This window comes from Methanobrevibacter boviskoreani JH1, assembly GCF_000320505.1.
Taxonomy (GTDB): domain Archaea; phylum Methanobacteriota; class Methanobacteria; order Methanobacteriales; family Methanobacteriaceae; genus Methanarmilla; species Methanarmilla boviskoreani.
Genome location: NZ_BAGX02000007.1, coordinates 18,525 through 41,252, shown reverse-complemented (window position 1 = coordinate 41,252; position 22,728 = coordinate 18,525). Strand labels below are relative to the sequence as shown.

31 protein-coding genes and 1 tRNA gene are annotated in these 22,728 nt (G+C 29.9%); all 32 read right to left on the bottom strand.

Features of this window, described 5'->3' with window-relative positions; all coding sequences use genetic code 11:
* Positions 1-435: 435 nt before the first annotated feature.
* The 32 genes from ON24_RS00895 to ON24_RS00740 all read right to left on the bottom strand — a co-directional run bounded on the left by ON24_RS00895 (position 436) and on the right by ON24_RS00740 (position 22,719).
* Complete coding sequence (locus ON24_RS00895; RefSeq protein ID WP_016358811.1) at positions 436-1,251, bottom strand: isopentenyl phosphate kinase; 816 nt, start codon at positions 1,249-1,251, stop codon at positions 436-438.
* Positions 1,252-1,398: 147 nt separating this feature from the next.
* The gene (gene mvk, locus ON24_RS00890) at positions 1,399-2,640 is read right to left on the bottom strand and encodes a mevalonate kinase (protein WP_040681608.1); all 1,242 of its coding nucleotides are present in this window, start codon (positions 2,638-2,640) and stop codon (positions 1,399-1,401) included.
* A gap of 804 nt (positions 2,641-3,444) precedes the next feature.
* Positions 3,445-4,299: an AmmeMemoRadiSam system protein B gene (gene amrB / locus ON24_RS00885; RefSeq protein ID WP_040681607.1), complete on the bottom strand. Its 855-nt coding sequence runs from the start codon at positions 4,297-4,299 to the stop codon at positions 3,445-3,447.
* 371 nt (positions 4,300-4,670) lie between these two features.
* Positions 4,671-5,273 carry a 30S ribosomal protein S2 gene (gene rpsB, locus ON24_RS00880; RefSeq protein ID WP_016358814.1) on the bottom strand — a complete coding sequence of 201 codons (603 nt, stop codon included), beginning with the start codon at positions 5,271-5,273 and terminating at the stop codon, positions 4,671-4,673.
* A 98-nt stretch (positions 5,274-5,371) separates the two neighbouring features.
* Complete coding sequence (locus ON24_RS00875; RefSeq protein ID WP_016358815.1) at positions 5,372-5,566, bottom strand: 4Fe-4S dicluster domain-containing protein; 195 nt, start codon at positions 5,564-5,566, stop codon at positions 5,372-5,374.
* 60 nt (positions 5,567-5,626) lie between these two features.
* Positions 5,627-6,874, bottom strand: a complete 1,248-nt coding sequence (gene eno, locus ON24_RS00870; RefSeq protein ID WP_040681606.1) for a phosphopyruvate hydratase — start codon at positions 6,872-6,874, stop codon at positions 5,627-5,629.
* 325 nt (positions 6,875-7,199) lie between these two features.
* Positions 7,200-7,382 carry a DNA-directed RNA polymerase subunit K gene (locus ON24_RS00865; protein WP_016358817.1) on the bottom strand — a complete coding sequence of 61 codons (183 nt, stop codon included), beginning with the start codon at positions 7,380-7,382 and terminating at the stop codon, positions 7,200-7,202.
* 222 nt (positions 7,383-7,604) lie between these two features.
* Entirely contained in the window at positions 7,605-7,775 is a 171-nt protein-coding gene (locus tag ON24_RS00860; RefSeq protein ID WP_016358818.1) for a DNA-directed RNA polymerase subunit N, read from the bottom strand.
* A gap of 56 nt (positions 7,776-7,831) precedes the next feature.
* Positions 7,832-8,233, bottom strand: coding sequence for a 30S ribosomal protein S9 (locus ON24_RS00855; protein ID WP_040681605.1), 402 nt, complete (start codon positions 8,231-8,233; stop codon positions 7,832-7,834).
* Between the two features lie 17 nt (positions 8,234-8,250).
* Positions 8,251-8,673: a 50S ribosomal protein L13 gene (locus ON24_RS00850; protein WP_016358820.1), complete on the bottom strand. Its 423-nt coding sequence runs from the start codon at positions 8,671-8,673 to the stop codon at positions 8,251-8,253.
* 21 nt (positions 8,674-8,694) lie between these two features.
* Positions 8,695-9,060 carry a 50S ribosomal protein L18e gene (locus ON24_RS00845; RefSeq protein ID WP_016358821.1) on the bottom strand — a complete coding sequence of 122 codons (366 nt, stop codon included), beginning with the start codon at positions 9,058-9,060 and terminating at the stop codon, positions 8,695-8,697.
* A gap of 1 nt (position 9,061) precedes the next feature.
* On the bottom strand, positions 9,062-9,865 hold the full coding sequence (locus ON24_RS00840) for a DNA-directed RNA polymerase subunit D (protein ID WP_016358822.1): 804 nt from the start codon (positions 9,863-9,865) through the stop codon (positions 9,062-9,064).
* A gap of 18 nt (positions 9,866-9,883) precedes the next feature.
* Positions 9,884-10,276: a 30S ribosomal protein S11 gene (locus ON24_RS00835; protein ID WP_016358823.1), complete on the bottom strand. Its 393-nt coding sequence runs from the start codon at positions 10,274-10,276 to the stop codon at positions 9,884-9,886.
* Positions 10,277-10,291: 15 nt separating this feature from the next.
* A complete protein-coding gene (locus tag ON24_RS00830) occupies positions 10,292-10,834 on the bottom strand; it encodes a 30S ribosomal protein S4 (protein ID WP_016358824.1) in 543 nt (180 codons plus the stop codon).
* A 66-nt stretch (positions 10,835-10,900) separates the two neighbouring features.
* A complete protein-coding gene (locus ON24_RS00825; RefSeq protein ID WP_040681604.1) occupies positions 10,901-11,362 on the bottom strand; it encodes a 30S ribosomal protein S13 in 462 nt (153 codons plus the stop codon).
* A gap of 243 nt (positions 11,363-11,605) precedes the next feature.
* A tRNA-Ser gene (locus ON24_RS00820) sits at positions 11,606-11,690 on the bottom strand.
* Positions 11,691-12,061: 371 nt separating this feature from the next.
* Complete coding sequence (locus ON24_RS00815) at positions 12,062-13,024, bottom strand: RNA-guided pseudouridylation complex pseudouridine synthase subunit Cbf5 (protein ID WP_040681603.1); 963 nt, start codon at positions 13,022-13,024, stop codon at positions 12,062-12,064.
* A 388-nt stretch (positions 13,025-13,412) separates the two neighbouring features.
* Positions 13,413-14,351, bottom strand: a complete 939-nt coding sequence (locus tag ON24_RS00810) for an ARPP-1 family domain-containing protein (RefSeq protein ID WP_040681602.1) — start codon at positions 14,349-14,351, stop codon at positions 13,413-13,415.
* Between the two features lie 38 nt (positions 14,352-14,389).
* On the bottom strand, positions 14,390-14,740 hold the full coding sequence (locus tag ON24_RS00805) for a hypothetical protein (protein WP_040681601.1): 351 nt from the start codon (positions 14,738-14,740) through the stop codon (positions 14,390-14,392).
* A 494-nt stretch (positions 14,741-15,234) separates the two neighbouring features.
* The gene (locus ON24_RS00800) at positions 15,235-15,456 is read right to left on the bottom strand and encodes a 50S ribosomal protein L14e (RefSeq protein WP_016358829.1); all 222 of its coding nucleotides are present in this window, start codon (positions 15,454-15,456) and stop codon (positions 15,235-15,237) included.
* Positions 15,456-15,974, bottom strand: coding sequence for a (d)CMP kinase (gene cmk, locus ON24_RS00795; protein WP_016358830.1), 519 nt, complete (start codon positions 15,972-15,974; stop codon positions 15,456-15,458). Before cmk ends, ON24_RS00800 begins: the two co-directional genes overlap by 1 nt.
* Positions 15,974-16,240 carry a 50S ribosomal protein L34e gene (locus ON24_RS00790; RefSeq protein ID WP_016358831.1) on the bottom strand — a complete coding sequence of 89 codons (267 nt, stop codon included), beginning with the start codon at positions 16,238-16,240 and terminating at the stop codon, positions 15,974-15,976. Before ON24_RS00790 ends, cmk begins: the two co-directional genes overlap by 1 nt.
* Before the next feature lie 269 nt (positions 16,241-16,509).
* On the bottom strand, positions 16,510-17,091 hold the full coding sequence (locus ON24_RS00785) for a DUF106 domain-containing protein (protein ID WP_016358832.1): 582 nt from the start codon (positions 17,089-17,091) through the stop codon (positions 16,510-16,512).
* Positions 17,092-17,130: 39 nt separating this feature from the next.
* Positions 17,131-17,688: an adenylate kinase gene (locus ON24_RS00780; RefSeq protein WP_040681600.1), complete on the bottom strand. Its 558-nt coding sequence runs from the start codon at positions 17,686-17,688 to the stop codon at positions 17,131-17,133.
* 23 nt (positions 17,689-17,711) lie between these two features.
* Entirely contained in the window at positions 17,712-19,073 is a 1,362-nt protein-coding gene (gene secY, locus ON24_RS00775; RefSeq protein ID WP_040681599.1) for a preprotein translocase subunit SecY, read from the bottom strand.
* Between the two features lie 73 nt (positions 19,074-19,146).
* The gene (locus tag ON24_RS00770) at positions 19,147-19,584 is read right to left on the bottom strand and encodes an uL15m family ribosomal protein (RefSeq protein WP_040681598.1); all 438 of its coding nucleotides are present in this window, start codon (positions 19,582-19,584) and stop codon (positions 19,147-19,149) included.
* A 12-nt stretch (positions 19,585-19,596) separates the two neighbouring features.
* Complete coding sequence (locus tag ON24_RS00765) at positions 19,597-20,055, bottom strand: 50S ribosomal protein L30 (protein WP_016358836.1); 459 nt, start codon at positions 20,053-20,055, stop codon at positions 19,597-19,599.
* 11 nt (positions 20,056-20,066) lie between these two features.
* The gene (gene rpsE, locus ON24_RS00760) at positions 20,067-20,711 is read right to left on the bottom strand and encodes a 30S ribosomal protein S5 (protein WP_016358837.1); all 645 of its coding nucleotides are present in this window, start codon (positions 20,709-20,711) and stop codon (positions 20,067-20,069) included.
* Between the two features lie 2 nt (positions 20,712-20,713).
* Positions 20,714-21,295, bottom strand: a complete 582-nt coding sequence (locus tag ON24_RS00755; protein ID WP_016358838.1) for a 50S ribosomal protein L18 — start codon at positions 21,293-21,295, stop codon at positions 20,714-20,716.
* Positions 21,296-21,306: 11 nt separating this feature from the next.
* Complete coding sequence (locus ON24_RS00750; RefSeq protein WP_016358839.1) at positions 21,307-21,756, bottom strand: 50S ribosomal protein L19e; 450 nt, start codon at positions 21,754-21,756, stop codon at positions 21,307-21,309.
* 90 nt (positions 21,757-21,846) lie between these two features.
* The gene (locus ON24_RS00745; protein ID WP_016358840.1) at positions 21,847-22,173 is read right to left on the bottom strand and encodes a 50S ribosomal protein L32e; all 327 of its coding nucleotides are present in this window, start codon (positions 22,171-22,173) and stop codon (positions 21,847-21,849) included.
* A gap of 9 nt (positions 22,174-22,182) precedes the next feature.
* A complete protein-coding gene (locus ON24_RS00740) occupies positions 22,183-22,719 on the bottom strand; it encodes a 50S ribosomal protein L6 (RefSeq protein WP_016358841.1) in 537 nt (178 codons plus the stop codon).
* Between the last annotated feature and the right edge of the window lie 9 nt (positions 22,720-22,728).

Sequence of the window (22,728 nt, the reverse complement as noted above, 5' to 3'; positions counted from 1 at the left end):
CCTTACATAAACATAAATGTTGTTATAATTTATATTAAATTTTAAATTCCTTATTTTACCTAATATAAAAAAATAAATTCTAAAAAATCACTTATTTTTAAAAAAAAGATTGACCTCTTTAAAAATAAAATTCCCTGACCTATGATTTTTATGTTTCGACCATGTTTTTAAAGCTAAAATTAAATATTTTAACTGTATTATTTCCCTTAAATCATTTTTACATTAAATTCAACTTAATTATAAATTACTAGTTTAAACAAAAAACCATAGAGTAATCCCACATATTTAAATAATTAAGTAAAATAATAATCTAAAAATTATAACTGTGTAGTTATTTATAACTAATACTATATAATTATAATGTATTATTTTATAAAGGTATATAAAAAAAACAAAAACTAGAAAAAATAAATAATAAAAAAATAAAAAAAATTACTATTTCTTAGAGATTTTGGTACCTTTGACTTTCTTGTTTTGGAGTGATGCTGCGATTATACCCGGTTTATTAGCATTTACAATCTCGGAGCTAACACCAGAATATGCAAGATCTAAAAGTTCCTTAACCTTACCTACCATACCACCAGTAACATCAACATTAGTGGTGGACTCTATTTGTGTAATATCATCGATTGAATGTACATTCTCAATCAATTTAGCATCAGAATGTTTTTTAGGATTTTTATCATAAACACCATCAACATCGGTACCAAGTACCACTCTATCAAAACTCATTCTGCTTGCAAGGTTCTGAATAATCTGATCACCGGATATTACTACAAACTTCTCATTTGTATCCAATACAACATCACCATATAGTACAGGTACAAAACCCAACTCCAAATATCTTTTAATTAAATCCAGATTACAATTCGTTATTCTTTTATTAGTAGTGGTAATAAAGGAAGAAGGCGGTAAAGATACTGCAGGAATATCATGTTTCCATAATGCCTCACAGACATATGTATCCAACTTTCTTCCTGCAACCAATGTTTCTGTAAAACCAATCCTTTTTTCTGGAAGTTCCTCCTCACTAAAAGCCTGGCCAATCTTATATTTGCTTGCTGGTGGATGGGCAAATGATCCTGCACCATGAACCAGAACCAATCCATCCTCTAATTGGGGATGGATATTCTCTTCCATAAAGGATTGTTTAATCTCTTCACATACCCTATTTAAATTGTTATAATCAACTTTAGCAACAGATGAATCTTTATCTGTAATTATACTCCCGCCAATCTTAAGTATTATCAAGTTATCACCTTTTAATAAAAAAAATCATGCCTATTGAAAATTCTAAATTAGTTTACTTAAAAACAATATTCCTTTCCAAATCAATGAATTTGTTAAAGATATATAAGTTAAATCTAAGAAAAAATGGTTTGGATAACTATTAATCATCTAATTGGCATAATCAATTAGATTATTATTAATAGTTTTTGACTTTTTCTTTTTAAAGATTACTTTATTGTCTTTAATAGATATATTTGCATTTGATTTAGAAGGGTTCTTGTGACTACTAACACTTTTCTTGTTAAATTTAGGACTATTTTTTACATGTTTACTAGAATTAACCTTAACGGCAATATTCTTGTTATCTATTACACCACCGTGTTTACTTCTTTGTTTATGATTATGATTTTTTAGATTATTACTCTTATGGGATTTATCCTTCCTATTTCTAGAGATAACCTTAGAACTTACACCTTTTCTAGAAAATCTAAGTTGAACTGTGGAATCATATACACCAATGGCATTAGAAACTTGTTCCACCTTATTAGGACATAAAGCTACAATACTTCCACCACCACCGGCACCGGTGATTTTAGAACCAATAGCTCCGGCACCTCTTGCAATATAAACCATACGGGATAACTCTTTAGTATTGACATTAATAGAATCCAATAAACCTTGATTAATATTCATCAATTCCCCCATTTTATTAACATTGCCTTCCTCAATAGCCTTCTTAGCCTCATCAGTTAATACACCCATGGTCTTTATGATTGGATCCATAATTGAGGGATATTTGGTCTTTAAATTCTTTACATTCTTAACCATACGACTAGTACTGCCATATTTAGAGGTAACACCAATAACGAATGGGGCATTGATATTTGAATTAATTCTTTGAAGTTTTTTATTACGGCTTAAATAGATTAAACCACCATAAGTAGATACTAATGTATCTAAAGGACTTGCCTCACCCTGTACCTTAAACTCTACTTGATGGGCTTTCTCTGCAAGACCTTTTTTGTTAAAGTAAATATTGTGATACCTGTATAAAGCCGCAAGTGTTGCAACTGTTACAGCAGCTGAGGAACCTAAACCAGAACCAATTGGAATGTCAATTGACAAATCAATCTCAATTGGTGAATGATCATGAACCATATATAAGGCCTCTAAAATATATCTAATAATTCCGGGTTTACCTCTCTTCAACACATATTTCTTATTTTTGGTATCCAATTCGGCTTCAAATCCTAGATCTTTGGATTTTAAAATAGTTTTATCCGTACTGCTATCTTTAATACGGACAGTAGCCCTTTTATTTACTGCTGTTGCAATTGCAGGTTCACCATAAACAACAGAATGTTCTCCAAACAAAATCGTTTTACCTGGAGCAGATGCTTTTACTTCCATTTTCAAACTCCCTTACATTTATAAAACAATTTAAAAATAAGAGTTAAAAAGATAAAAAATTCTATTAAACTAATTTATTTATATATTCCTTAAATAAATAGAATAGCCCTAAACAAATTAAATCAAACATATTATTAAATAATTCAAATAATAAAGTGTTTATTTTCGAAATATTATTAAAAATAATCTAATAAATCCCAAACTGATTATATTCCCCAATAATCAGTTAAACAACATTCCATAATAAATACAATTTAAGATATGCAAATATCAAATTATTCAATACAAATAACAAATATTATAAATATTTCGATTAATCTTTTAAACCTGTTTATTTTTAAATCCATAATGATTAATCTAAAATTTATCCATTTTATTCATCCAGTTTTCTTTAAATTCAATTTAGATTAATCTTTTAAATTAAATAATATCCATAGAAAAGATACTATTATAATTTTATTCCTAAGATAACTATTTTCTTAAAAATTTTATAATCAATTAATTTAAGAAAAATAATCAATCAACTTATGTTTTGTTTTTTTAAAAATTTATAGTATTCTATTTTCTTATAAAAATCTTAGACAAAATAAAGATTAAAAAATAGAATATGGGTTAAAAATATATGACACTATTAAAAAATTCCATTTCTACTAAATTAAAAATAGATATTGAATATTTTTTTTAAATCTTTAAATTCAAGGCTTTCAGTACCTATAAAAAAAATATAGCATATTAAAACTTAATAAAAAAATTAAAAAAATATAATTAAGTAGATATGATTAGATTAAAAGATAACTAGTAAGATTAATCTGATTTAAACACTCCAGCACCATATCCTACTACAGAACTATAATCTCCACTAACATCACCACTGGTTTGATGTTTTAGAATATCTGCTTTTTTAACACCACATTCTTTAGAATATATAATGTTAGAGGCAACGGTTCCATAACCGCACATGGTTATGTTATATTTAGATACATCATCAAGTAATTTTTCATGGTTCATGTTTGCAATATCATTTAAAACAATTTCATCTTTAATTAAAGTTGTATCTTGACTAAGAAAATGTGATAAATCAGTACTTGAAATCAATAATATTGATGAGGATATTTCTTCCACAGACTCCCTGATACTATATGCAATATCAAGTGATGTTTGAAGATTTTGAACATTTATACATATGGGAAGTATTTTGAAATCATCTGAAAAATACTGGAGAAATGGAAGTTCAACCTCAATACTATGTTCCCTGTAATGGGCCTGATAATCCACATCCGCATATTTGGAATTCTTAATAAAGATATCTGCCAAATCACTGTCCACCTCAACATTACCTAATGGAGTCTCCCACATACCCTCATCAAAAACTGAAACATAACCACTACCGAAGCCAGTGTGGTTCGGACATAATATTATAAAAGTATCTGGAAAACCATTTTCTACAAGTTTGCTGAAACCATAAGATGCAACTGGTCCTGAATAAATATATCCTGCATGAGGAACCATAATACCTTTTAGATTTGAGTTAAAAGATTTATTTAATTTTGGAATGGAACCTACACCAGATTCACATAAAAATGAATACTCAATACTTTCCTCCAAATCTTTAGGATTTGAATAATAAAAAGATCCTGCAACTGCCGGTTTTCTTAACATATTTTTATCCTCCCAATATCATTTAATTAAATAAAAATATTATATTTCAAACTAATAAAATTTAGTAATTTTTTCATATTAACTTTAAAGATATAGAATAGAAGAGATATTTTAAAAAAATAAGTAAAAAAAAACCAACAAACAAGAAAAAATCAAAAAACCATCTGAAAAAAAATGTCCAAAAAAACCAGCAAACAACAGAAAAAATGGAAAAATATAAAAAAACATGACAATAAAAAAGTCGACGATACAAAAAACAGAGAATATCAAAAAACCAGATAAATAATTAAAATAAGAAAAGCGGAAAATACAGTAAAAAGCCAATTAAATTATAAAAACAAAAAAAATAGAAGAATAAAAAAATTAAAAACTTAGTTTTTAACTTTTAATTCAAAGTCAGATGGTTCTAAATCGATTTCACCATCTTCAGGAATGACTCCTTTTTCCCTTAAGATTTGTCTTGCAAGTAACCAGTAAACTAAAGCAATAGCCTTTTTACCTTTGTTATTTACAGGAATACATAAATCAATGTAACTGAGTAAGTTTTCAGTATCACATAAACCTACTACAGGAATTCCATTTTGTTTAGCTTCTAAAATAGCCTGATTATCAGATCTAGGATCAGTTACAACAATAACTTTAGGTTCAATGAATTTATGATATTGTGGATTTGTTAAGGTTCCAGGAATAAATCTTCCAGGAATAGTTTTACATCCAATAACTTCCCCAAATTTTTTAACAGGAGCCTGACCATATAATCTGGTAGATACAACTAAGATATCCTGTGGATCATATTGAGCTAAAAATTTAGCTACTTTTTGGATTCTTTCATCGGTTTTTCTAATATCTAATACATGTAAACCGTCTGATCTTACACGGAATATGTATTTTTCCATATCACTAGTTTTTTGTTGAGTTCCAATATGTAAACCTGCTGCTAAGTAATTATCTAATTGTATTAAAAGTTCTGACACTTTATCACCTTTATTTTATTATATGTAATTTTAATATCTTTTATCAAATTCATAATTGATAAGCTAAATTTGATTATTATTAACGAGTTTGTGTGAAGTTAATCATTATCAATAACTTCTATTGATTCCTCAGGACATACATCCATACATACTTCACATAAGCTACATTCTTCGGGATTAACAACTGTAACTTTATCGCCGTCAAGTAATAAAATTTCCATTGGACAAATATCAATACATTCTGCACATTCAGAACCTTGACATTTATCATAATCAATAGTTATTATAATCATATTATCCCTACTCATAATAATTATAATTAATTAAAAAAATTTAAAGAATCATCTAAATATCTAATTGAAACTTGCCATTTTAGGGTCAGATAATTCTTCCTCAATACGGATGAGTTCATTAAGTTTTGCGATTCTTTCACCACTAACTGCTCCAGTTTTAATAATAGGAGCTCCCCATGCAACAGCTAAGTGTGCAATAGTTTCATCAGTAGTTTCTCCAGACCTGTGAGAAACAACAGGAACAACATTGTTTTCTTTAGCTAATTTTACAGTAGCATAAGTTTCAGTTAATGAACCAATTTGATTAGGTTTAATAATAATAGCATTAGCAGCATTCTGAGCAATACCTTTAGCTAAATACTCTTTATTAGTTACAAATAAATCGTCTCCACAGACAAGACATTTATCCCCTACCTCAGAGGTTAATTGTGAGAAACCATCAAAATCATTTTCATCAAATGGATCTTCTACATAGAACATTCCATAGGTATTGATAATATCTTTAACATATTCCACTTGTTCACCGGTATCTCTTTCAATACCGTCTTGTTCATAGACATATTTACCTTTGTCTGCATCCCAGAATTCAGATGATGCAAAGTCAAGGGAAGGTCTGATTTCAAAACCAAGTTCATTGCTTACTTCTTCACAAGCTTGAGCTTGAATTTCTAATGCGGTATCATTAGTTACATTAGGAATCCATCCACCTTCATCACCTTTTCCACCAGTGAAAGCAGAATCTTTTTTTGCTATTAGTTCTTTAAGCTTTTTATGAATTGCAACATTACCGAATACTGCTTGTTCAATACTTTTAGCACCTACAGGTACTACTAAGAATTCTTGAATATCCGGAGCGTTTACACCAGCATGAGCTCCACCATTCATCATATTTCCAAGTGGGTATGGAAGTTCATTTCTCATATTTCCACCTAAGAATTTGTATAATGGTAAGTTGTATGATGCTGCTGCAGCTTTAGCCGCTGCCATAGACACAGCTACAGAGGTGTTACCTCCAATAGCAGACATATTATCTGTTCCATCGATTTCTTTTAAAACTAAATCGATGTCAGATAAATATTCAGCATCCATTCCAATAAGTTCAGAAGAAATTACATCTTCTACTTCGCCAATAACCTTATCTACTCCACCTTCAGGGAAAGATTTAACTTCCCTAGAACCGGTACTAGCCCCACTAGGTGCAGCAGCTCTACCAAAACCGTTCCAAGTAATAATATCTACTTCAACAGTTGGATTACCTCTACTGTCCAATATTTTTCTAACACGGACATCTTCAATAATACTATCCAAAAAAACACCTCAAGTGCATGTTCAATTTATTACCCTAATATCTATAATGAGATTACAATGTAATCATTAAAAAAATAGTATTTTCTTTTATAGATTCTTATGATATTTTTTATTTATTTTTTTAAGTGATTATTTTTTATAAAAAATAATCGAAAAACGATTAAATTGAAAGAATTTCAAATAATCTAATATAATATTAATACACCTAATATTTAAATTAATTGATTTATTTAAATATTTCACAATTAAAATATTAGTTTACTAATTTTCAATAAAAGTTAAAACTTTTAATTAAAGTAAGAATATGATAAATAAAATTAATTATTTATTCATCATCTCTAACTACATCTAAAGGTAAGACATTAGCTTCTAATTCTTGATAAGCTATATCAATAGGATCTAATGAATCTTCAACTTCAACCTGTGGTTCTGCACCCATTGAAAGTTGAATAGCTCTTGCACCTAAGATTCTAGCTTTTTCAAATCTTGTTAAATCTTTTCTAGTCATTTTTTATCTCCTAACTAATAGGCATAAAAAAATAATGTCTATTAAATATAAAAGAATTGAAATAAAGATTTATAAAAAATCTTCCTATGATTTTTATAAAAATCTTACTAACTATTTAAATATTTAAATTTAAACTAAAACCTAAATATTTTAGAATATTCTAAGTTAATAAAAACTACAAAATGACAATAAATAAACCCATTAAAAATGTGGTCTGTCTATTTATTCCCAAGTTTCAACATGTGAAATCAACATTCTTCTACAACAGTATCTAGTCAAACCAAGATCATCTAAGATATCTTTAGAATCTTCCCCATTTTCTAATCTTCTGTTATACTCATCAAAGTAAGCAGATACTGGTTTTCCGCAACTAATACATCTTATAGGAATCATTTTAAATCATCATTTCCACTTTTTTATTTAAATAATTAAAGAATAAAACTATAAATCTACCTGTAACTTTTTTGTTTACGAGCTCTAGCTCCAGGACCACCGTATTTCTTAGGTTCTGATCTTCTAGGATCCCCTACAAGCATAGTCCTATCATAATGATTGTATTTTTCTTTTAAATCCATATCATTAGTGTATTGAACTAAACCTTTTGCAATAACCATACGAGCAGCTTCAGCTTGACCCATAACTCCTCCACCTCTAACTCTTACAGTGATATCTACATCGTTAACGATATCTCCTGCAATGTCTAAAGGTTCTTGTAATTTTAATCTTGCAAGTTCAGGAGAGTAAAGTTCTAAAGGTTGTTTATTGATTCTTACTCTACCGGTACCTTCTTTTACAGTACCTCTTGCAATAGCAGTTTTACGTTTTCCACTAGTATGAACAACTTTCATAATTACACTTCCATTACAATCTAGAATTTAGCTCCTAATAATCTTGAGATTTCGCCTAATTCTATACCTTTTTTAACGTTTTCATATTCTGCTGCAGGAACTTCAGTTACCTCACTATCAGCAAATTCAGCAGGTACACCTACATAAGCTTTTAATCCTTTGTAAGCATTTCTACCTTTTGTTTTCTTAATAGGTAACATTCCCCTAACAGTTCTTCTAAATATATCATCTGGTCTATGAGGATATTTAGGACCTAATGTCCTAGGGTTTGAAATACTTTTTCTGTCTACTCGTTGTTTATATTTTGCATAAGCCCAATCCTTATTACCAGTAATCATAATTTTTTCAGCATTAAGTACAACAACTTCCTCACCTTCAAGAAGTGCTTTACTTACTACACTAGCAAGTCTACCTAAAATGCATCCTTCACCATTAACAATCATAATTAACACCTACATTCCCGATTATTGCATAATCCTAATATTGCTTCCCTTAGGATTTTGTTCAAGAATTTCACTAATAGTAAGGCATTCTCCACCAGCATTTTCAATTTTTTCCTGAGCTTTACTAGAGAAGTTTAATGCTGCTACAGTAACTTTTTTGTCTAAATTACCATTAGATAAAACTTTACCTGGAACTAATACTACTTCATTTTCATTAGCATATCTGTTAATTGAAGATACATTAACTTCAGCAGTGCTTCTGTTAGATCCTTCAAGTTTAGATGCAACATCTTTCCATATAGCTACGTCTTCTTGATTAGATTTAATTTTGAGAGTTCTAATAAGTTTAAAAAGGTTAGGATTTGTTTTTATAACTTTTTTAGCCATATTATTTTCCTCCTTTACTAAATTCAATTAGCTCATCTGCTTTATCCGCTAAAACATCACAAGCTTTTAATAAGACCTCTTTTGGAGGCATTGATCCATCAGTTTCTATTTTAAAAATAAAATTATTTTCTTCATATCCAACATGAATATAATCATTGACACATGCTCTTACACAGCTTTTACACATTGCACAGTTTTCAATATCTAAAACTTTAATTTTCTTAGATCTGCGATCTGCTTTTAATATACCTCTAGGACATGCAGAAGCACAATCATAATCGATTTCCACATCATCATTAAAGGTAATCTTAGGATATTGTTTGTATGCACAAACTGTAGTCGGCATCCATTTAGCATGATCTTTACCGAAGCCAAGTTTTGCTACAGCTTCAAGTTCGATTTCTTCATTTTCTTTAAGTTTTACTAAAGGAATTGTGTCATATACAGGTTTAATTTTAGGGTCAGAAGAGACTAAATCTTTAGAATAGACAACTCCTGGGCCTTTTTTATTTAATGTAAATGAAACACTGCATTTTGGGCAGTAGTCATCACAGTCACATTCATCAGGAAGAACTAGGCCTTCGATAGATTCCAAGTCAGAAACTAAAGGAGTTAAACCTAATCTATGTGCGAGTACCTCATCAAACATCGCAGATTCATTCTTAACAATGTTGACATCTTCAATTGCTAATTTAGGAACTCCCATCATAGCAATTCTTCTAATTGCATTAACAAAAGGTACTTCTGCATCACGGATAATGAATACAATTTCATCATCTTTTTGACTTTTGACTTCAATCTCCATTTAAAAAACCTTCCATATTTATACTCTTCTACCTCTTTTACCACCAGGACGTCCTGTACCATCATGAGGAATTGGAGTTATATCTTCAATTTTACCAATTTTAATACCAGCTCTTGCTAAAGCACGGATAGTTGCTTGTGCACCAGGACCTGGACTTCTAGGTCCGTTACCACCAGGTGCTCTGACTTTGATATGTAAACCAACAAATCCTTTTTCTTTAATATCTTCTGCTACACGAGTAGCTGCTTCCATAGCTGCGAAAGGAGAAGCTTCTTGTCTATCAGAACGTACAACTTTACCACCAGACCATTGAGTAATGGTTTCAGCACCGGTTATATCAGTAACAGTAATAATAGTATTGTTGAATGATGAATAAATATTTGCTATTCCCCATTTTTCATCTTTTGCCATAAATAACACCTTTTTCTATTCTGATTCTTCTTCAACTTTATTTGCTTTGTTATTGTTATAATCTTCAATTTGTTTAGCTACAGATGAATTACCATAGAAACCAATTAAATCATCTTCTCCTCTTTTAACCATGTAACTTGGAGAATCGATTTTTTTACCATTTAATGCAATGTGTCCATGAACAATAAACATTCTAGCTTCTTTAGCTGTACGTGCTAAACCTTTACGATAAACAACAGTTTGTAATCTTCTTCTAAGAACATCTTCAACATTTAAGTTAAGAATATCTTCAAGACGAGCATTTTCTGATAAAACACCTATTCTAATTAAGTGTCCTAATAATTCATTCTTATCCTCGACAGCTTGATCTTGAGCAAAACCAAGTAAATACCTTGCTTCCCTACTGTATTTTCTAACTAAAGTATCAGCTTTCCAAATTTCTTTTTTGTTTTTTAAACCATATTTAACCATTAATTTGTTTTCTGATTTAATTCTTTCAGCATTCCAAGGATGTGGAGGAGTAGTATATTTCTTTCTTGCTTTACGTGGATGTCCCATAATCACATCTCCTATATAAAATTAATTTATTAAAAAATTCAACTAATTAATCCAAAAAAAAGTCAACTATAACCCAGTATTTCTGGTACGACTAACTCCTACAGAAGAACCATGTCTAAATGTAGCTTTAGTCCTTTGACCTCTAACAGGTAAACCAAGTTCGTGTCTTCTTCCTTTGTAACTTCTGGTCTTTTTCATTCTGTTTAAATCATCTCTTAAAGTCATGTCAAGATCAGATTCAATTAAATGAGTAGTTTCACCAGTAGTATAATCGTTTCTTCTGTTTAACATCCAATCAGGGATGCCAAATTTTTGTGGATTTTCTAAAAGTTCTTCGATTTTTAAAACATCTTCGTCTTTTATGTATCCAATTTTAGCATTTAAGTCGAAACCTAAAGTAAGACCGATAGTTCTTGATAAAGATAATCCAATACCTTTAATATCTGTTAAAGCGTATTCGAAAGTTTTATTACCATCTACGTCCTTTCTTGAAATACGTACTAAATGTTTAAATTCTTCGTCTGCCATTTATATAACCTCCATTTATCAGAGCGAATCTACGAGACGAGAAGTAGTAGATTCGAATATTTTGTAAATGTAAATTTTAAAAAAAAAAGTTTTACAAAACACAGTTTTTTCAACAATCAAAACTTAGAACCAGGTTCTAAGCACAAATTATTGGTTAATAGTCAATATTTTAAGATAAACTTAATTAAGAAAGTAAAATTCATAAAAAAAATTAAATTAAAAAATTGAATAATTACCAATAAACGCCGAGACTGGGATTTGAACCCAGGCGGAGAGAACCTCCACAAGATTTCCAGTCTTGCGCCTTACCAGGCTAGACTATCTCGGCATCAAGATATCATAACCAACTAGTACATACTAAAAGGTAAAATACCAATAAAAAAATAAGTTAATAAACTTATATCCATTATATCAACAAGCAATATAATAAGATATAATAATATCTTAAATTTATCATATATAAATGTTTGCTTATTTACATATAATATAATCAATATAAAAAAATTTTTCAAGATTAAAATTAATCTATTTATAAATTTAATCAATGAAATCTATTTATAACATTATAAGATTGTATCTTCTAAGATAAAAAGCTTGTTATTTTTTATATAAAATTAGTTAATCTAGGAAATAATTGAAAAACTAAATATCTAAAAGAAATATTAAAAGAGATTTAAAAATTAAAAGAAATGTTCAAAATCATTTCCATGAAATTGGATAAAGATTCTCATCCATGAAAACATGATTAGTATTTACAATAATGCCATTTTCAGCATCTAAAATATCCTGAGAGGAATAACGGCTAATACCGGAACCTACTAATTCACCTTTTAAAGTCATTATTGCAACGGTATCCCCTGGACGAATGTCATCAGATAATATTGAGATTCCCCCTGCAGCAAGATCTGCACCATGAGTAATTGAGGCAACAGTAGAATCCTTAATATATATCTTAGGCAAATGACTAGCAGCCTCCTCCATTGGCATAATAGATTCCCTTAAATATTTCTCATTACCCTCATGTTTATAATAATAATATGCATCAGTAATGTCCTGTAAGGTAACAAGATTATTATCCTCAGAAAAGGATCCTACCTGTGTCCTTCTAAGTTCAGCCATATGTGCTCCACAGCCTAAAGCCTCACCAATATCATGACAATAAGTTCTAACATAGGTACCTGCTTGACAACCTATTCTAAATAATACGAATCTATCTTCAATCTCGGAAATATTTGCATAATAAACTTCCCTTGCCCTTATTTCCCTTTTAACTGCAGACTTAACAGGAGGCATCTGAAATATTTTACCTGTAAACTCATCAAATACCTCTCTGATTATATCCTCATCCAAGCTTTCATGAATATTCATGAGACAAACATATTCTTTTGATGCTAATGACAAAAGTTGCATGGAACGTGTTGCGGAATTAATGCCCATTGGCAAGATTCCTGTAACCTTAGGATCCAATGTTCCACCATGCCCCGTTTTATCAGCTTCCAAAATTCTTAAAACCCAGGAATCAACTTCATGAGAAGTAGGTCCAGAAGGTTTATCTAAATTAATAACACCTTTATTTAAATACTCCTCAATCGTCCTTTCTTCAGGTACACAGCCATATTTAAAATCTGTTTCAAAACGAGATTTTTCTAATAATTCACTCATAATTCCCACTGAATAATTAATTAAATAAATTAAATAATAAATTAAATTAAAATATTTTATAAATTCTTAAATATAATTAAAGAATATTTTAAATAATAAAGCTTATTTTACAAATATACTTATAGTAATTATGATTATACATATGTTAACTATAAAAAAATAGAATTTATTAAAATAAATATTAATTTATACCTAAATCCATAAGTAAAAATACTTTATTATTCTATTTATAAAAAGATTTCTAGACTTTAAAAAAAAATTAAAAAATAATTCCCGGATACCCATAAAAAATAATACAATACTTTAAAAAAATGAAAATCACTAAAAAAAAATAATTTTAAAAAAAAAATAAAATAATTTTTAAAAAGTATTATTAAAAAATCAAAAATCAAGACTCTACTTTTTTAAATAAGGATGAGCTGATTATATCATCATCCAAAAGAGTAATAGAGCCAGTAATGTTTTCATCATCAATTCTATACTCATCATTTAAACCATGAATATCAAATGACTCAGGATTTGAATCCAAGATATTATCAATAAAATCTTTTAATAAAACATCATAATCTACTTTGGCTAAAGTTTCACCCCCAGACTTTATGGCATTAGGTATATAACTTTCTACTATCTTATCATGATAATTTTTATATAAATTGCTATCATGGAACAATTCAACACCTACCAGTTTACCATTGATGAAAATAATAGAACCCGTCTGATTTTCCTGAATAGGAAAGTGACTCTGATACTCCTCAAACCTATTTTTATTTATAGTATACATATCCCTTAGTGCTGATGTATCTGATTCAACATCAAGGGAATAGATTTCGTCATTGATCTCGCTCCAAACTCTAGATTGATTAGGAGATCTTGTTCCATCCCTATTAAGGGACTTATAAATCTCTTCAGACTTAGCCCTTCTAACTGATGAAGATGCGAAATGGTCGGAATATTTAAAGTCACTGAAAGAAGAACTCCACCTACCTTCCTCAGTACATGAAACCCCTATATCCATCCTAGTCTTTGCAGGTATAATATAAGTATTGTTTGCAATTCTATTCTGCTTAGCCCCCATTAACTCCTCACCATCAAGAATAAGTAATGGAGTTACGGCATTATTTTTAACAGATACCCTATTGACACTAGGACCGTCCTCACATTCTGAAATTGTAACAAGGCCCAAATCCAAACCCTTCTTTAATGGTAATAAATCAACGATTTTATCATTAGATGTAACTGTTTTAACACCGATTATTGAAATATTTTTAAAAGATTGAACATCCAAATATGAGAGATTACTAAAATAATCATTTAAAGTCTTATCCATTTAATTTCCCCCTATAATTAAAATTTAACAAATTTAGATTAAATAAAATTCACATCACTTTCGGGATTAGATTTCTCAGCGTCTAACTCCTCACTAGTTAATAACTTACAAATTACTACATTATCGAAAATGAATTTTACAACACCATAATCCTCTTCCAAAATCTTATCATAAAGTCTTCCAGAACTCATCGTTCCTTTAACAACCGTCTTCACACTATTTGCAACATATGCTGAAGGACCTGCATATCTTAGTTCAGCCCTAATTGCTTCCAAATCATAGGTATTCTCATAATCTTTTACAAGTTTAACAATAGAACCTATTCTGAAAGGTTTTACACCATGAAACATGTTTAAAGCAGTCAGTGTAAAATAAATTTCATCATCCATAATAAACCCCCTAAATATTCTATTAAATAAGGATTAGAAATAATAAATATATAAATCTTTTTATTTAGTAAAATACCAAAAATAATAAAATATTTTCATTAATTTATAAAATAGTTATAAAAAATACAACTCTCTATAATATTGTAAAAAATTAATTAAAAATAAAATAGACACCGAAGGTTTAAGAAAAACAAAACCTAAATTCTTAAAAAAATCATAAAATAGTTATAAAAAATACAACTCTCTATAATATTGTAAAAAATTAATTAAAAATAAAATAGACGCCGAAGGTTTAAGAAAAACAAAACCTAAATTCTTAAAAAAATCATAAAATAGGAATATAAAAATACAATCTAAAGTATCTTAAAAGACAAATCGGGAAAAAATCAAGAAAGACATAAGTCTAAAAAAAATAGTGAAATCAATTAATTAAAAAATTTTCAAACATAAAAAATGTAAATTAATAGAATTTATAAAACAATTATAAAATTGTTCTATAAAGATTCTAAAGCTTTTTTAACTGCTTCAACATCATCAGAAACTTCAACAGTATCTGCAGTTGGTTCTAAGTGGCTAATGTTACAACGTCTATTTTTGACATTTCCACCAACTACTTCTACGAAGTTTTCATCAATAACATCCACAATTACACATTTTTCGCCAGCTTCTCTACCAGCGGTTTTTACACATACTCTACCTACTTCTATTGATGCCATTATATCACCTTTAATATATCTGTAATAATTTGGGAAATACTTTCAGGATTAAATGAATCTGAATTAATAACTACATCATAAATATTATAATCATAAAGATCTATGTTATGTATTTCCTTATATCTTGAAGCTTCACTTTCTTCTCGTATTTTAATTTCGTGTACCGCTTGTTCGATTGATTTATTTTCTCTATCATGAACCCTTTTAGCACGTACATCTAATGGGGCCGTTAACCAAATTTTAAGATCCGCCTCAATAAAGTAAGCTGATAATCTACCTTCAACAACAATGTCTCCAGCTTCATAAGCAAGTTCAGCTTGTCTTCTATCAATTTCTTTATCGATGTCAGTATTATTTTCAGCAAATTTACTGAATTCCAGCACACTCATCCCTTTCTCCTTTGCCATATCCCTAAATATGGAACCTGTAGATAGATAAGGAATGTTTAAATTTTCAGATAATACCTTTGCTGCAGTAGTAGTTCCACTACCAGCAGGACCACCGATTGTAATTATCATTATTTTCTAGCCTCATTTTTAAAATGTTTACGAGCACATTTAGGACATAAATATCCACCATATGGACGATTAGGTCTTTTTTGTGATTTGGATAATTTATTTATTTCATAAGGACGACCATTAGGAACAGCATGAAGAGGTGCACCACATTCAGCACATACATGTTTACTAGGTCGTTTCTTTTTGTATCTTAATACATTTTCTCCACCAGGAGTTCTTTTATTCATTCTTTTGTATGAACGAGATCTAAACCTATTTGCAGGCATTATATCACCTAATTAATTTGATTTGTAATTCATAAATTCTAATAAAATAATTAAAATAATTTATCTAAATTCAAATTTAGATTATAAAAATTATTAATTAATTATATATTGTTTTTCGTTATTTATAAATATGAGTTTTTTAGAAGTATTTACCTTAAAAAAAATAATTTTTTAAAAAAAATTAAATAAAAATAATATTTAAAAAATATTATTTAATGTTTTAAGGTCCCCATTTATTATTATATCATAATAATAAATTGATTTTAGGATTAGAAACCTTGTTCGAATCCCATAAATTTCCTAATAACTTGAGACATTAATAAAGTACAAAGGAAGTACCATAATAACCAACCAATTGACCATGGAAGTGCATGTGGATTAGCTGCACCATAACCTGGAATTAATGGTCCAATAGTATGCCAGATTGGAGTTAATGAACAATAATAAACAAGAGGAGGTAAGATAACTACAGTATTTTTAATAGTTGATGCACTCATCCACCAAAATACTAAAAGGATAGGAACCATAGTAGCAATCATAGGTTTAAACTGCTCGGTCATCATTTTACTTTGTTTTTGCATCATTTCCACTTGTTCAGCTTGAAGCTTTGCCATTGCTTTTTGATCTCCACTTTTTTGAACTTCTTTAACTCTTTCCTGGAACTCTCTCATTTCTTTTTGAGTCTTATTCATTTCATCCTGATTAACTAAATATTTATTAGCAACAGTTGTAATGAGTGAAACAATGAAAGATATAACAAACACAGTTAAAATTGGATTATTAGGAGTTGGATCCAATGATAAAAGGGGATTAAAAATATAATTTAAAAAAGATATTATAATATCTGCCATAATATTCCTCTTTAAAATTAAATCATGAGATATTTAAATTTATTCTAAAAGATTTACCATCTTATTAATAGTGGAAGGTAAATGATTATCATGATTTTTAATTATTTTAACGGTAGCTCCAGTCAAAGTAGCATAAGCCATAGAAGCTGCCCTATTCATTTCTTGATGTAATTGAATATCTTTAGCTTTTTCAATATCTCTTTCCCTACTATCATCATTTAATCTCCTATAAATGATTTCATCAGGATCTGCTTCAATTAAAATGAATAAATCAGGATTCAATTCTTCAAGAACCCATTTTGGAAGTCCAGGTAAAAAACCTTTAGGAGTACTTATAGTACAATGGGTATCTACTATAACATTTCCGTCCTGAGCTTGTTCACTAATTTTTGCAGCAGCAAGTTTTTGAATTTCCTTCTGAGTATCAGGAGATAATTTTCTTAACTGATCCCTATTTTCAACAATACCTTCATCAAGAGCAATTTGAGTCATGACATCCCCATAATTTAAATGAAGATAATCGACTTTTTCTAATGTTTTATTAAGTATTGTAGTACTTCCAGAACCTGGAATACCAGTTAAAACTACTAATGTCATTTTTTTAGCCTCAATTTATTTTTTTATTGTCCTAAGAATTTTCTTAATGCTGGGTGCATATCCATAAGTTGTTCCTGTGCAATCTCTTCATAAAGTCTGTATACAATACCAACTGTAAGCAATACACCAGTACCTCCACCAAGAGCACCTGTAAGATCAGCACCGAATGCAAGTATACCTACAAACAATCCACCTAAAACTGTTAAAGCAGGTATATATTTTTTCATAATTTTATATAATTGTCTTTTACTACTTCTAAAACCAGGGATTTGAATACCTGATTGATATAATTTTTTAGAAACTTCTTTAGCATTTAATCCACTAATTTCAACCCATAACCATGAGAATAATACACAACAAGCTAAGAAGAAAATCGCATAAATAATAACTCTTATTGGATTAGTATAAATCAAACTTAATTGATTAGGAGTTGATAAATATAATGCTGCTCCACTAACCGCTCTTCCTCCTTCAACTTTACCCAATATAGGCCATCCTAACTTTTGGAACATACTAGCCAATAATGAAACATTAACTAAAAGAGCGCTAGTTAAAATAACCGGCATATTACTTGCATAGATAAATTTTAAAGGGTATTTTCCAACAGCACCTCTAACTCTTCCATGTCCTCTAACTTGACCTTGGGATATAGGTATTTCTACCCTCATACTTTCTCCATATACTGCAACTAAAAATACACCAATTGTTGCAATCAATGGTATTAAAACTGAGAAATCAGGACTACCAGTAACTAAACCTTGTATGAAACCAGGAATAATACCAGGAAGGGCACCACTTGCCTCAGGAATAAAGTTAAAAGTACCGACCATAATCTGTTCAGCAACTCCCGCTGCAATGAATAAACCAATACCACTACCAAAACCCCATTTTGATACTACCTCATCAAGATATAAGATCAAGATAGCACCAATTAAAAGTTGTAAAAATATAACTCCTAAGTAAGAATTATCTATTGGAGTTAAGCTACCAGTAAATACAAGTACAGCTGCCTCAAAAATTGTAAAGATAATTGCTAAAATTTTCTGTGTACTTTGGAAAAGTGCTTTGTCATGGTGAGTAGATAAATCTAGATTTAATAATTTTGCACCTACTAATAATTGAAGTACAATTGAAGCAGTAATAATAGGTCCAATACCTAAAGTAAGAATAGAACCAAAACTACCTGCCATAACTGCCCTTAACTGAGCAAATTGATCTACAGCACCTGAGCTTAAACCATATAATGGTATTAAAGAAAGTACATAATACAAAACCAAAACGACAATAGTCCATTTTGCTTTTTCCCTAAAATCTTGTCTATGTATAGGCGCTTTAACTTCAGGCAAAAATTTAAAAATTGGAGTTAATGCATCTAAACTACTCATACTTTACCTCTTTAAATAGAATAATTGGTTGTCAATTATTTAAAGAAAAATAAAAAATAATAATATAAAAATATTATAATTCTACTACTTCTCCACCAGCTTCTTCTATTTTAGATTTAGCTGACTGTGAGAATTTAGGAGATTTAATGATGAACTTTTTGGTAATTTCACCTTTAGCTAAAACCTTGTCATAACCTAAATCAGTGACATCAATTACAATTGCATCTCCTTCTTTAGTAGCTAAACCTTTTTCTAATAAACTTTCAGATTGTTCTTCCAAATAACTAACGTTAACAGGACGAACTTTCTTAATCATTTTTTGAGGTCTTTTAAAACCATGTTTACCAAAGTAGTTTTTATTTTCAATAACAGTTCTGGTCCAATGTTGTTTACCAGCACCTGCATTACCTCTTCCACCGCGGTTACCATAACCTCTTCGGTTTTTAACAACTCCTCCACCATTGGTTCTGGTACCTCGTTGTTTAGTAATTTTACGTTTTTGTCTAATCATATAATCACCTAATTATGCCATCCTAATAGCAAGATCATTAATATCTTCACCACGGTATCCTAAATCTCCACCTTCAGTAATAGGTTTTCTGATAGATTTATATCCTTTTCTAGGAGGATGGAAACGGAATACTGGTTTCATTCCAACATCTTGAGCTTTAATTTCACCCTTAATTAAAGCGTTAGCTAATTCTTCAATAGATTTATAATCAGTATTTTCCTTAAGGTATTCGTCAGTTACATGGACATCTCCAACTAATCTACCTCTTTTAGAGATAATTTTAGTTAAGGTTTCAGTATTGATTTCACCCCAAGTAATATAATCTTTACCTTTTTGGAGCATACCTTTGTAACTGTCAGTTTCATCAATTAAAACTGCATGGCTGATTCTATTGAGTCTTAACATATCCAAAGTATCAGAGATACCTTTTTTAACACCTGTTCTTCCTCTAATTCTAATAACTAAAAACATAAAATCACCATTTATTTGGAAATAACTCCCATAGCCTTGAGATCATTATTACTAGCTTTAACTTTACATACTTGTTTTAATGCATCGAATACTGCATTAGCAAAGTTAATAGTAGTTTGAGTTTGACCACTAGTTTGAGACCATACATCTTCAATACCTGCTAAAGACATGATAGTTTTACCTACATCACCAATAGCAAGTCCTACACCTGCAGGAGCAGGCATGAGGGTAACGTTTACACTACTAGCCTTTCCAGTAACTTTGAAAGGTACTGTGTGTTGTCTTCCACAAACACAACCCCAATCTCCACAGCCTCTTCTAACTTTGATAATATTATATTTAGCATTATCAACAGCTTTTCTGATTGCAGGACCTACTTCTCTAGATTTTCCTTGTCCTAATCCAACATAACCATCTTTGTTACCTACAGCAACAATAACTCTAAAGTTAACCTTTCTACCAGATTTATGCATTCTTTGAACTAAGTTAACATCCATAACTTCTTCTTCTAAATCAGGAAGTAAAGCATCAACGATTTCTAATTCCATTATTGAGAGACCTTTTTCAAAAATTTCATCAATATCGGTAATGGTTCCGTCTTTAACCATTTTACCAACATTAGTTTTAGGTTCCCATTCTTCCATATTAAAACTCATAGTTATACCTCAGCCTCATCAATTTTATTTTTAATTTCTTCAAAATGATTAGGTAAATCTACAGGTTGAAGACCTCTTGCAAGATATTGTGAGAAATGTTTATTTAATTCTTCTTCATCTAAAGAAGCAGCATAGTCCGCTACGGATTGACCATTAATACGGTCTTCTTGAGGAATAACAGATTCACCATAAGGTACTTCTAAACCTGCATCAACTGCACCTTTAAGACCTGCAAATATTTTTGAACCTTTAATAGGTGATCTTAAACCAATATCTAAAATAGCGTTTTCAACACCAGCATTTAATGCTTTTTTACCACATAAGTAACCAGTTAAGTATACTGCACTAGTATTACTAGAGCCTCCTAACCAACCTAATTTTCTTAGTTCCTTACTGTGTGCTGATACAATGGTTTCATCACCCTCAGGACGAATATTAATAATTTGAACAATAACATTAGCATTTGAAACTCTAACAACTAATCTTGATTTATTTAAATCTGCCATTCTAAATCTAGCTGCATAATCAGTTTTTCCTTCTCTTCTTCTTCTAAATGCTACTTTATAATTTGATCCATGTGCCATTCTATCCACTCCTAGTTTTTAAGCATGTCATGGTCACGAGCATAGTTTTTCATATAAGATTTACTTCTAAATGCTCCACCTTTAGCCATCTTGTATAATTTTCTGTAGGTTGTAGGATCGATTTCACCAGAATCACGCATATCTCTTAAATCAGTTCTTAAAGCTCTGATTGTAGACATCCATGCTTGTTTTTTAGGAGTTCTAGCGTATTTTGCTCCTTTAACACTACCTTTTCCTTTTCGTCTACCTTTTTTCTTTTGGGCTGCAATTTTTTTAGATCTATAACTACTAATACCAGTTTGAGGTTTAGCCTTTATAGCTCCTTGATCGATTAACTGCCTAACTCCGTCTCTTGTAATAGCCCTTGATACTTCTTCAATTTGTTCTGGATCAATCCATACACGGTTGAGTCCTACTTTGAGAATATCCGCAGCTAATCTTCTTTGAGTAGTAAGATTCATTTTAATAAACCTCCATTCGATTAATAATACTTAAATACTTAATTTAAGTCCCCTTTATAATAAAATAAAATTTATAATAAAAGATAATAATTATTTATTTAAAACTTTAATACCAAGTTCTGATGCTTTTTCTAACATCATGACTTTTTTATGATTACCAATAGAAGAACTTATTCTAGCAGCTTCGGTAGCCGGATCTAAGTTTTCTAATTCTTTCATGTTATGAACAAGAACGTCTTTATAACCTGAAGGATGTAAATTCCTAGAAGCTTTAGGAGATCCGTAACCTATAGCAGGCATATCTGGTTTTCCTGCTTCATATCTTCTCATCTTACTAGTTCTTCCTCTAGGTTTTCTCCATTTGTCTCCAAGTTTTTTATATCTAGCATATTCCTGTCTTTTAAATTTTCTATCCATAGAAATCACCTATTCTTTACTAACTAAATATATTCCATCTTGGAATACTCTAGGATCTTTTCCTTTAATTTTAGTTGCTTGTTCTAAGTTAGCCATAGTTTGACCAACATGTTCCTTATTAATTCCAGTTATAGTAACTTCGTCCCCTTTAACTGTAACTTTTGTTTGGTCACCTACAATTTTAGAAGTCCTTGGGTGTTGTTCACCAACAAAATTATCAATGGTTACAGTTTGTCCCTTAACTTTTACAGTCATTGGAAAGTGTGCAAATACAATTTTCATATGATAGGTGAAACCGTCAGTTACACCAATAATCATGTTAGAAATATGAGCTTTAATTGTTCCAAGCATTGATTTATCTTTGTTTCTTGGAAAATCAGTAACTAAAATAACTTTACCATCTTCTTCGGAAATTTTAACATTAGGATAGTTAAAATTCCTGTTTAATTCACCCTGAGGTCCTTTAACAGTAACCCCATTGTCTAATTTAACTTCAACGCCTTCAGGAATTTCAATTTCTTCCCTTAAAGCTGCAGCTAATACCATCTATAATCA

Bases quoted from the DNA above. Each gene is read 5' to 3' on its own strand.
- mvk (WP_040681608.1), bottom strand. From the start codon at position 2,640: ATGGAAGTAAAAGCATCTGCTCCAGGTAAAACGATTTTGTTTGGAGAA.
- amrB (WP_040681607.1), bottom strand. From the start codon at position 4,299: ATGTTAAGAAAACCGGCAGTTGCAGGATCTTTTTATTATTCAAATCCT.
- ON24_RS00875 (WP_016358815.1), bottom strand. From the start codon at position 5,566: ATGATTATAATAACTATTGATTATGATAAATGTCAAGGTTCTGAATGT.
- ON24_RS00865 (WP_016358817.1), bottom strand. From the start codon at position 7,382: ATGACTAGAAAAGATTTAACAAGATTTGAAAAAGCTAGAATCTTAGGT.
- ON24_RS00860 (WP_016358818.1), bottom strand. From the start codon at position 7,775: ATGATTCCTATAAGATGTATTAGTTGCGGAAAACCAGTATCTGCTTAC.
- ON24_RS00850 (WP_016358820.1), bottom strand. From the start codon at position 8,673: ATGATTGTTAATGGTGAAGGATGCATTTTAGGTAGACTTGCTAGTGTA.
- ON24_RS00845 (WP_016358821.1), bottom strand. From the start codon at position 9,060: ATGGCTAAAAAAGTTATAAAAACAAATCCTAACCTTTTTAAACTTATT.
- ON24_RS00840 (WP_016358822.1), bottom strand. From the start codon at position 9,865: ATGGAGATTGAAGTCAAAAGTCAAAAAGATGATGAAATTGTATTCATT.
- ON24_RS00835 (WP_016358823.1), bottom strand. From the start codon at position 10,276: ATGGCAAAAGATGAAAAATGGGGAATAGCAAATATTTATTCATCATTC.
- ON24_RS00830 (WP_016358824.1), bottom strand. From the start codon at position 10,834: ATGGGACATCCACGTAAAGCAAGAAAGAAATATACTACTCCTCCACAT.
- ON24_RS00825 (WP_040681604.1), bottom strand. From the start codon at position 11,362: ATGGCAGACGAAGAATTTAAACATTTAGTACGTATTTCAAGAAAGGAC.
- ON24_RS00815 (WP_040681603.1), bottom strand. From the start codon at position 13,024: ATGAGTGAATTATTAGAAAAATCTCGTTTTGAAACAGATTTTAAATAT.
- ON24_RS00810 (WP_040681602.1), bottom strand. From the start codon at position 14,351: ATGGATAAGACTTTAAATGATTATTTTAGTAATCTCTCATATTTGGAT.
- ON24_RS00805 (WP_040681601.1), bottom strand. From the start codon at position 14,740: ATGGATGATGAAATTTATTTTACACTGACTGCTTTAAACATGTTTCAT.
- ON24_RS00800 (WP_016358829.1), bottom strand. From the start codon at position 15,456: ATGGCATCAATAGAAGTAGGTAGAGTATGTGTAAAAACCGCTGGTAGA.
- cmk (WP_016358830.1), bottom strand. From the start codon at position 15,974: ATGATAATTACAATCGGTGGTCCTGCTGGTAGTGGAACTACTACTGCA.
- ON24_RS00790 (WP_016358831.1), bottom strand. From the start codon at position 16,240: ATGCCTGCAAATAGGTTTAGATCTCGTTCATACAAAAGAATGAATAAA.
- ON24_RS00785 (WP_016358832.1), bottom strand. From the start codon at position 17,091: ATGGCAGATATTATAATATCTTTTTTAAATTATATTTTTAATCCCCTT.
- ON24_RS00780 (WP_040681600.1), bottom strand. From the start codon at position 17,688: ATGACATTAGTAGTTTTAACTGGTATTCCAGGTTCTGGAAGTACTACA.
- secY (WP_040681599.1), bottom strand. From the start codon at position 19,073: ATGAGTAGTTTAGATGCATTAACTCCAATTTTTAAATTTTTGCCTGAA.
- ON24_RS00770 (WP_040681598.1), bottom strand. From the start codon at position 19,584: ATGATTAGACAAAAACGTAAAATTACTAAACAACGAGGTACCAGAACC.
- ON24_RS00765 (WP_016358836.1), bottom strand. From the start codon at position 20,055: ATGTTTTTAGTTATTAGAATTAGAGGAAGAACAGGTGTTAAAAAAGGT.
- rpsE (WP_016358837.1), bottom strand. From the start codon at position 20,711: ATGAGTTTTAATATGGAAGAATGGGAACCTAAAACTAATGTTGGTAAA.
- ON24_RS00755 (WP_016358838.1), bottom strand. From the start codon at position 21,295: ATGGCACATGGATCAAATTATAAAGTAGCATTTAGAAGAAGAAGAGAA.
- ON24_RS00750 (WP_016358839.1), bottom strand. From the start codon at position 21,756: ATGAATCTTACTACTCAAAGAAGATTAGCTGCGGATATTCTCAAAGTA.
- ON24_RS00745 (WP_016358840.1), bottom strand. From the start codon at position 22,173: ATGGATAGAAAATTTAAAAGACAGGAATATGCTAGATATAAAAAACTT.
- ON24_RS00740 (WP_016358841.1), bottom strand. From the start codon at position 22,719: ATGGTATTAGCTGCAGCTTTAAGGGAAGAAATTGAAATTCCTGAAGGC.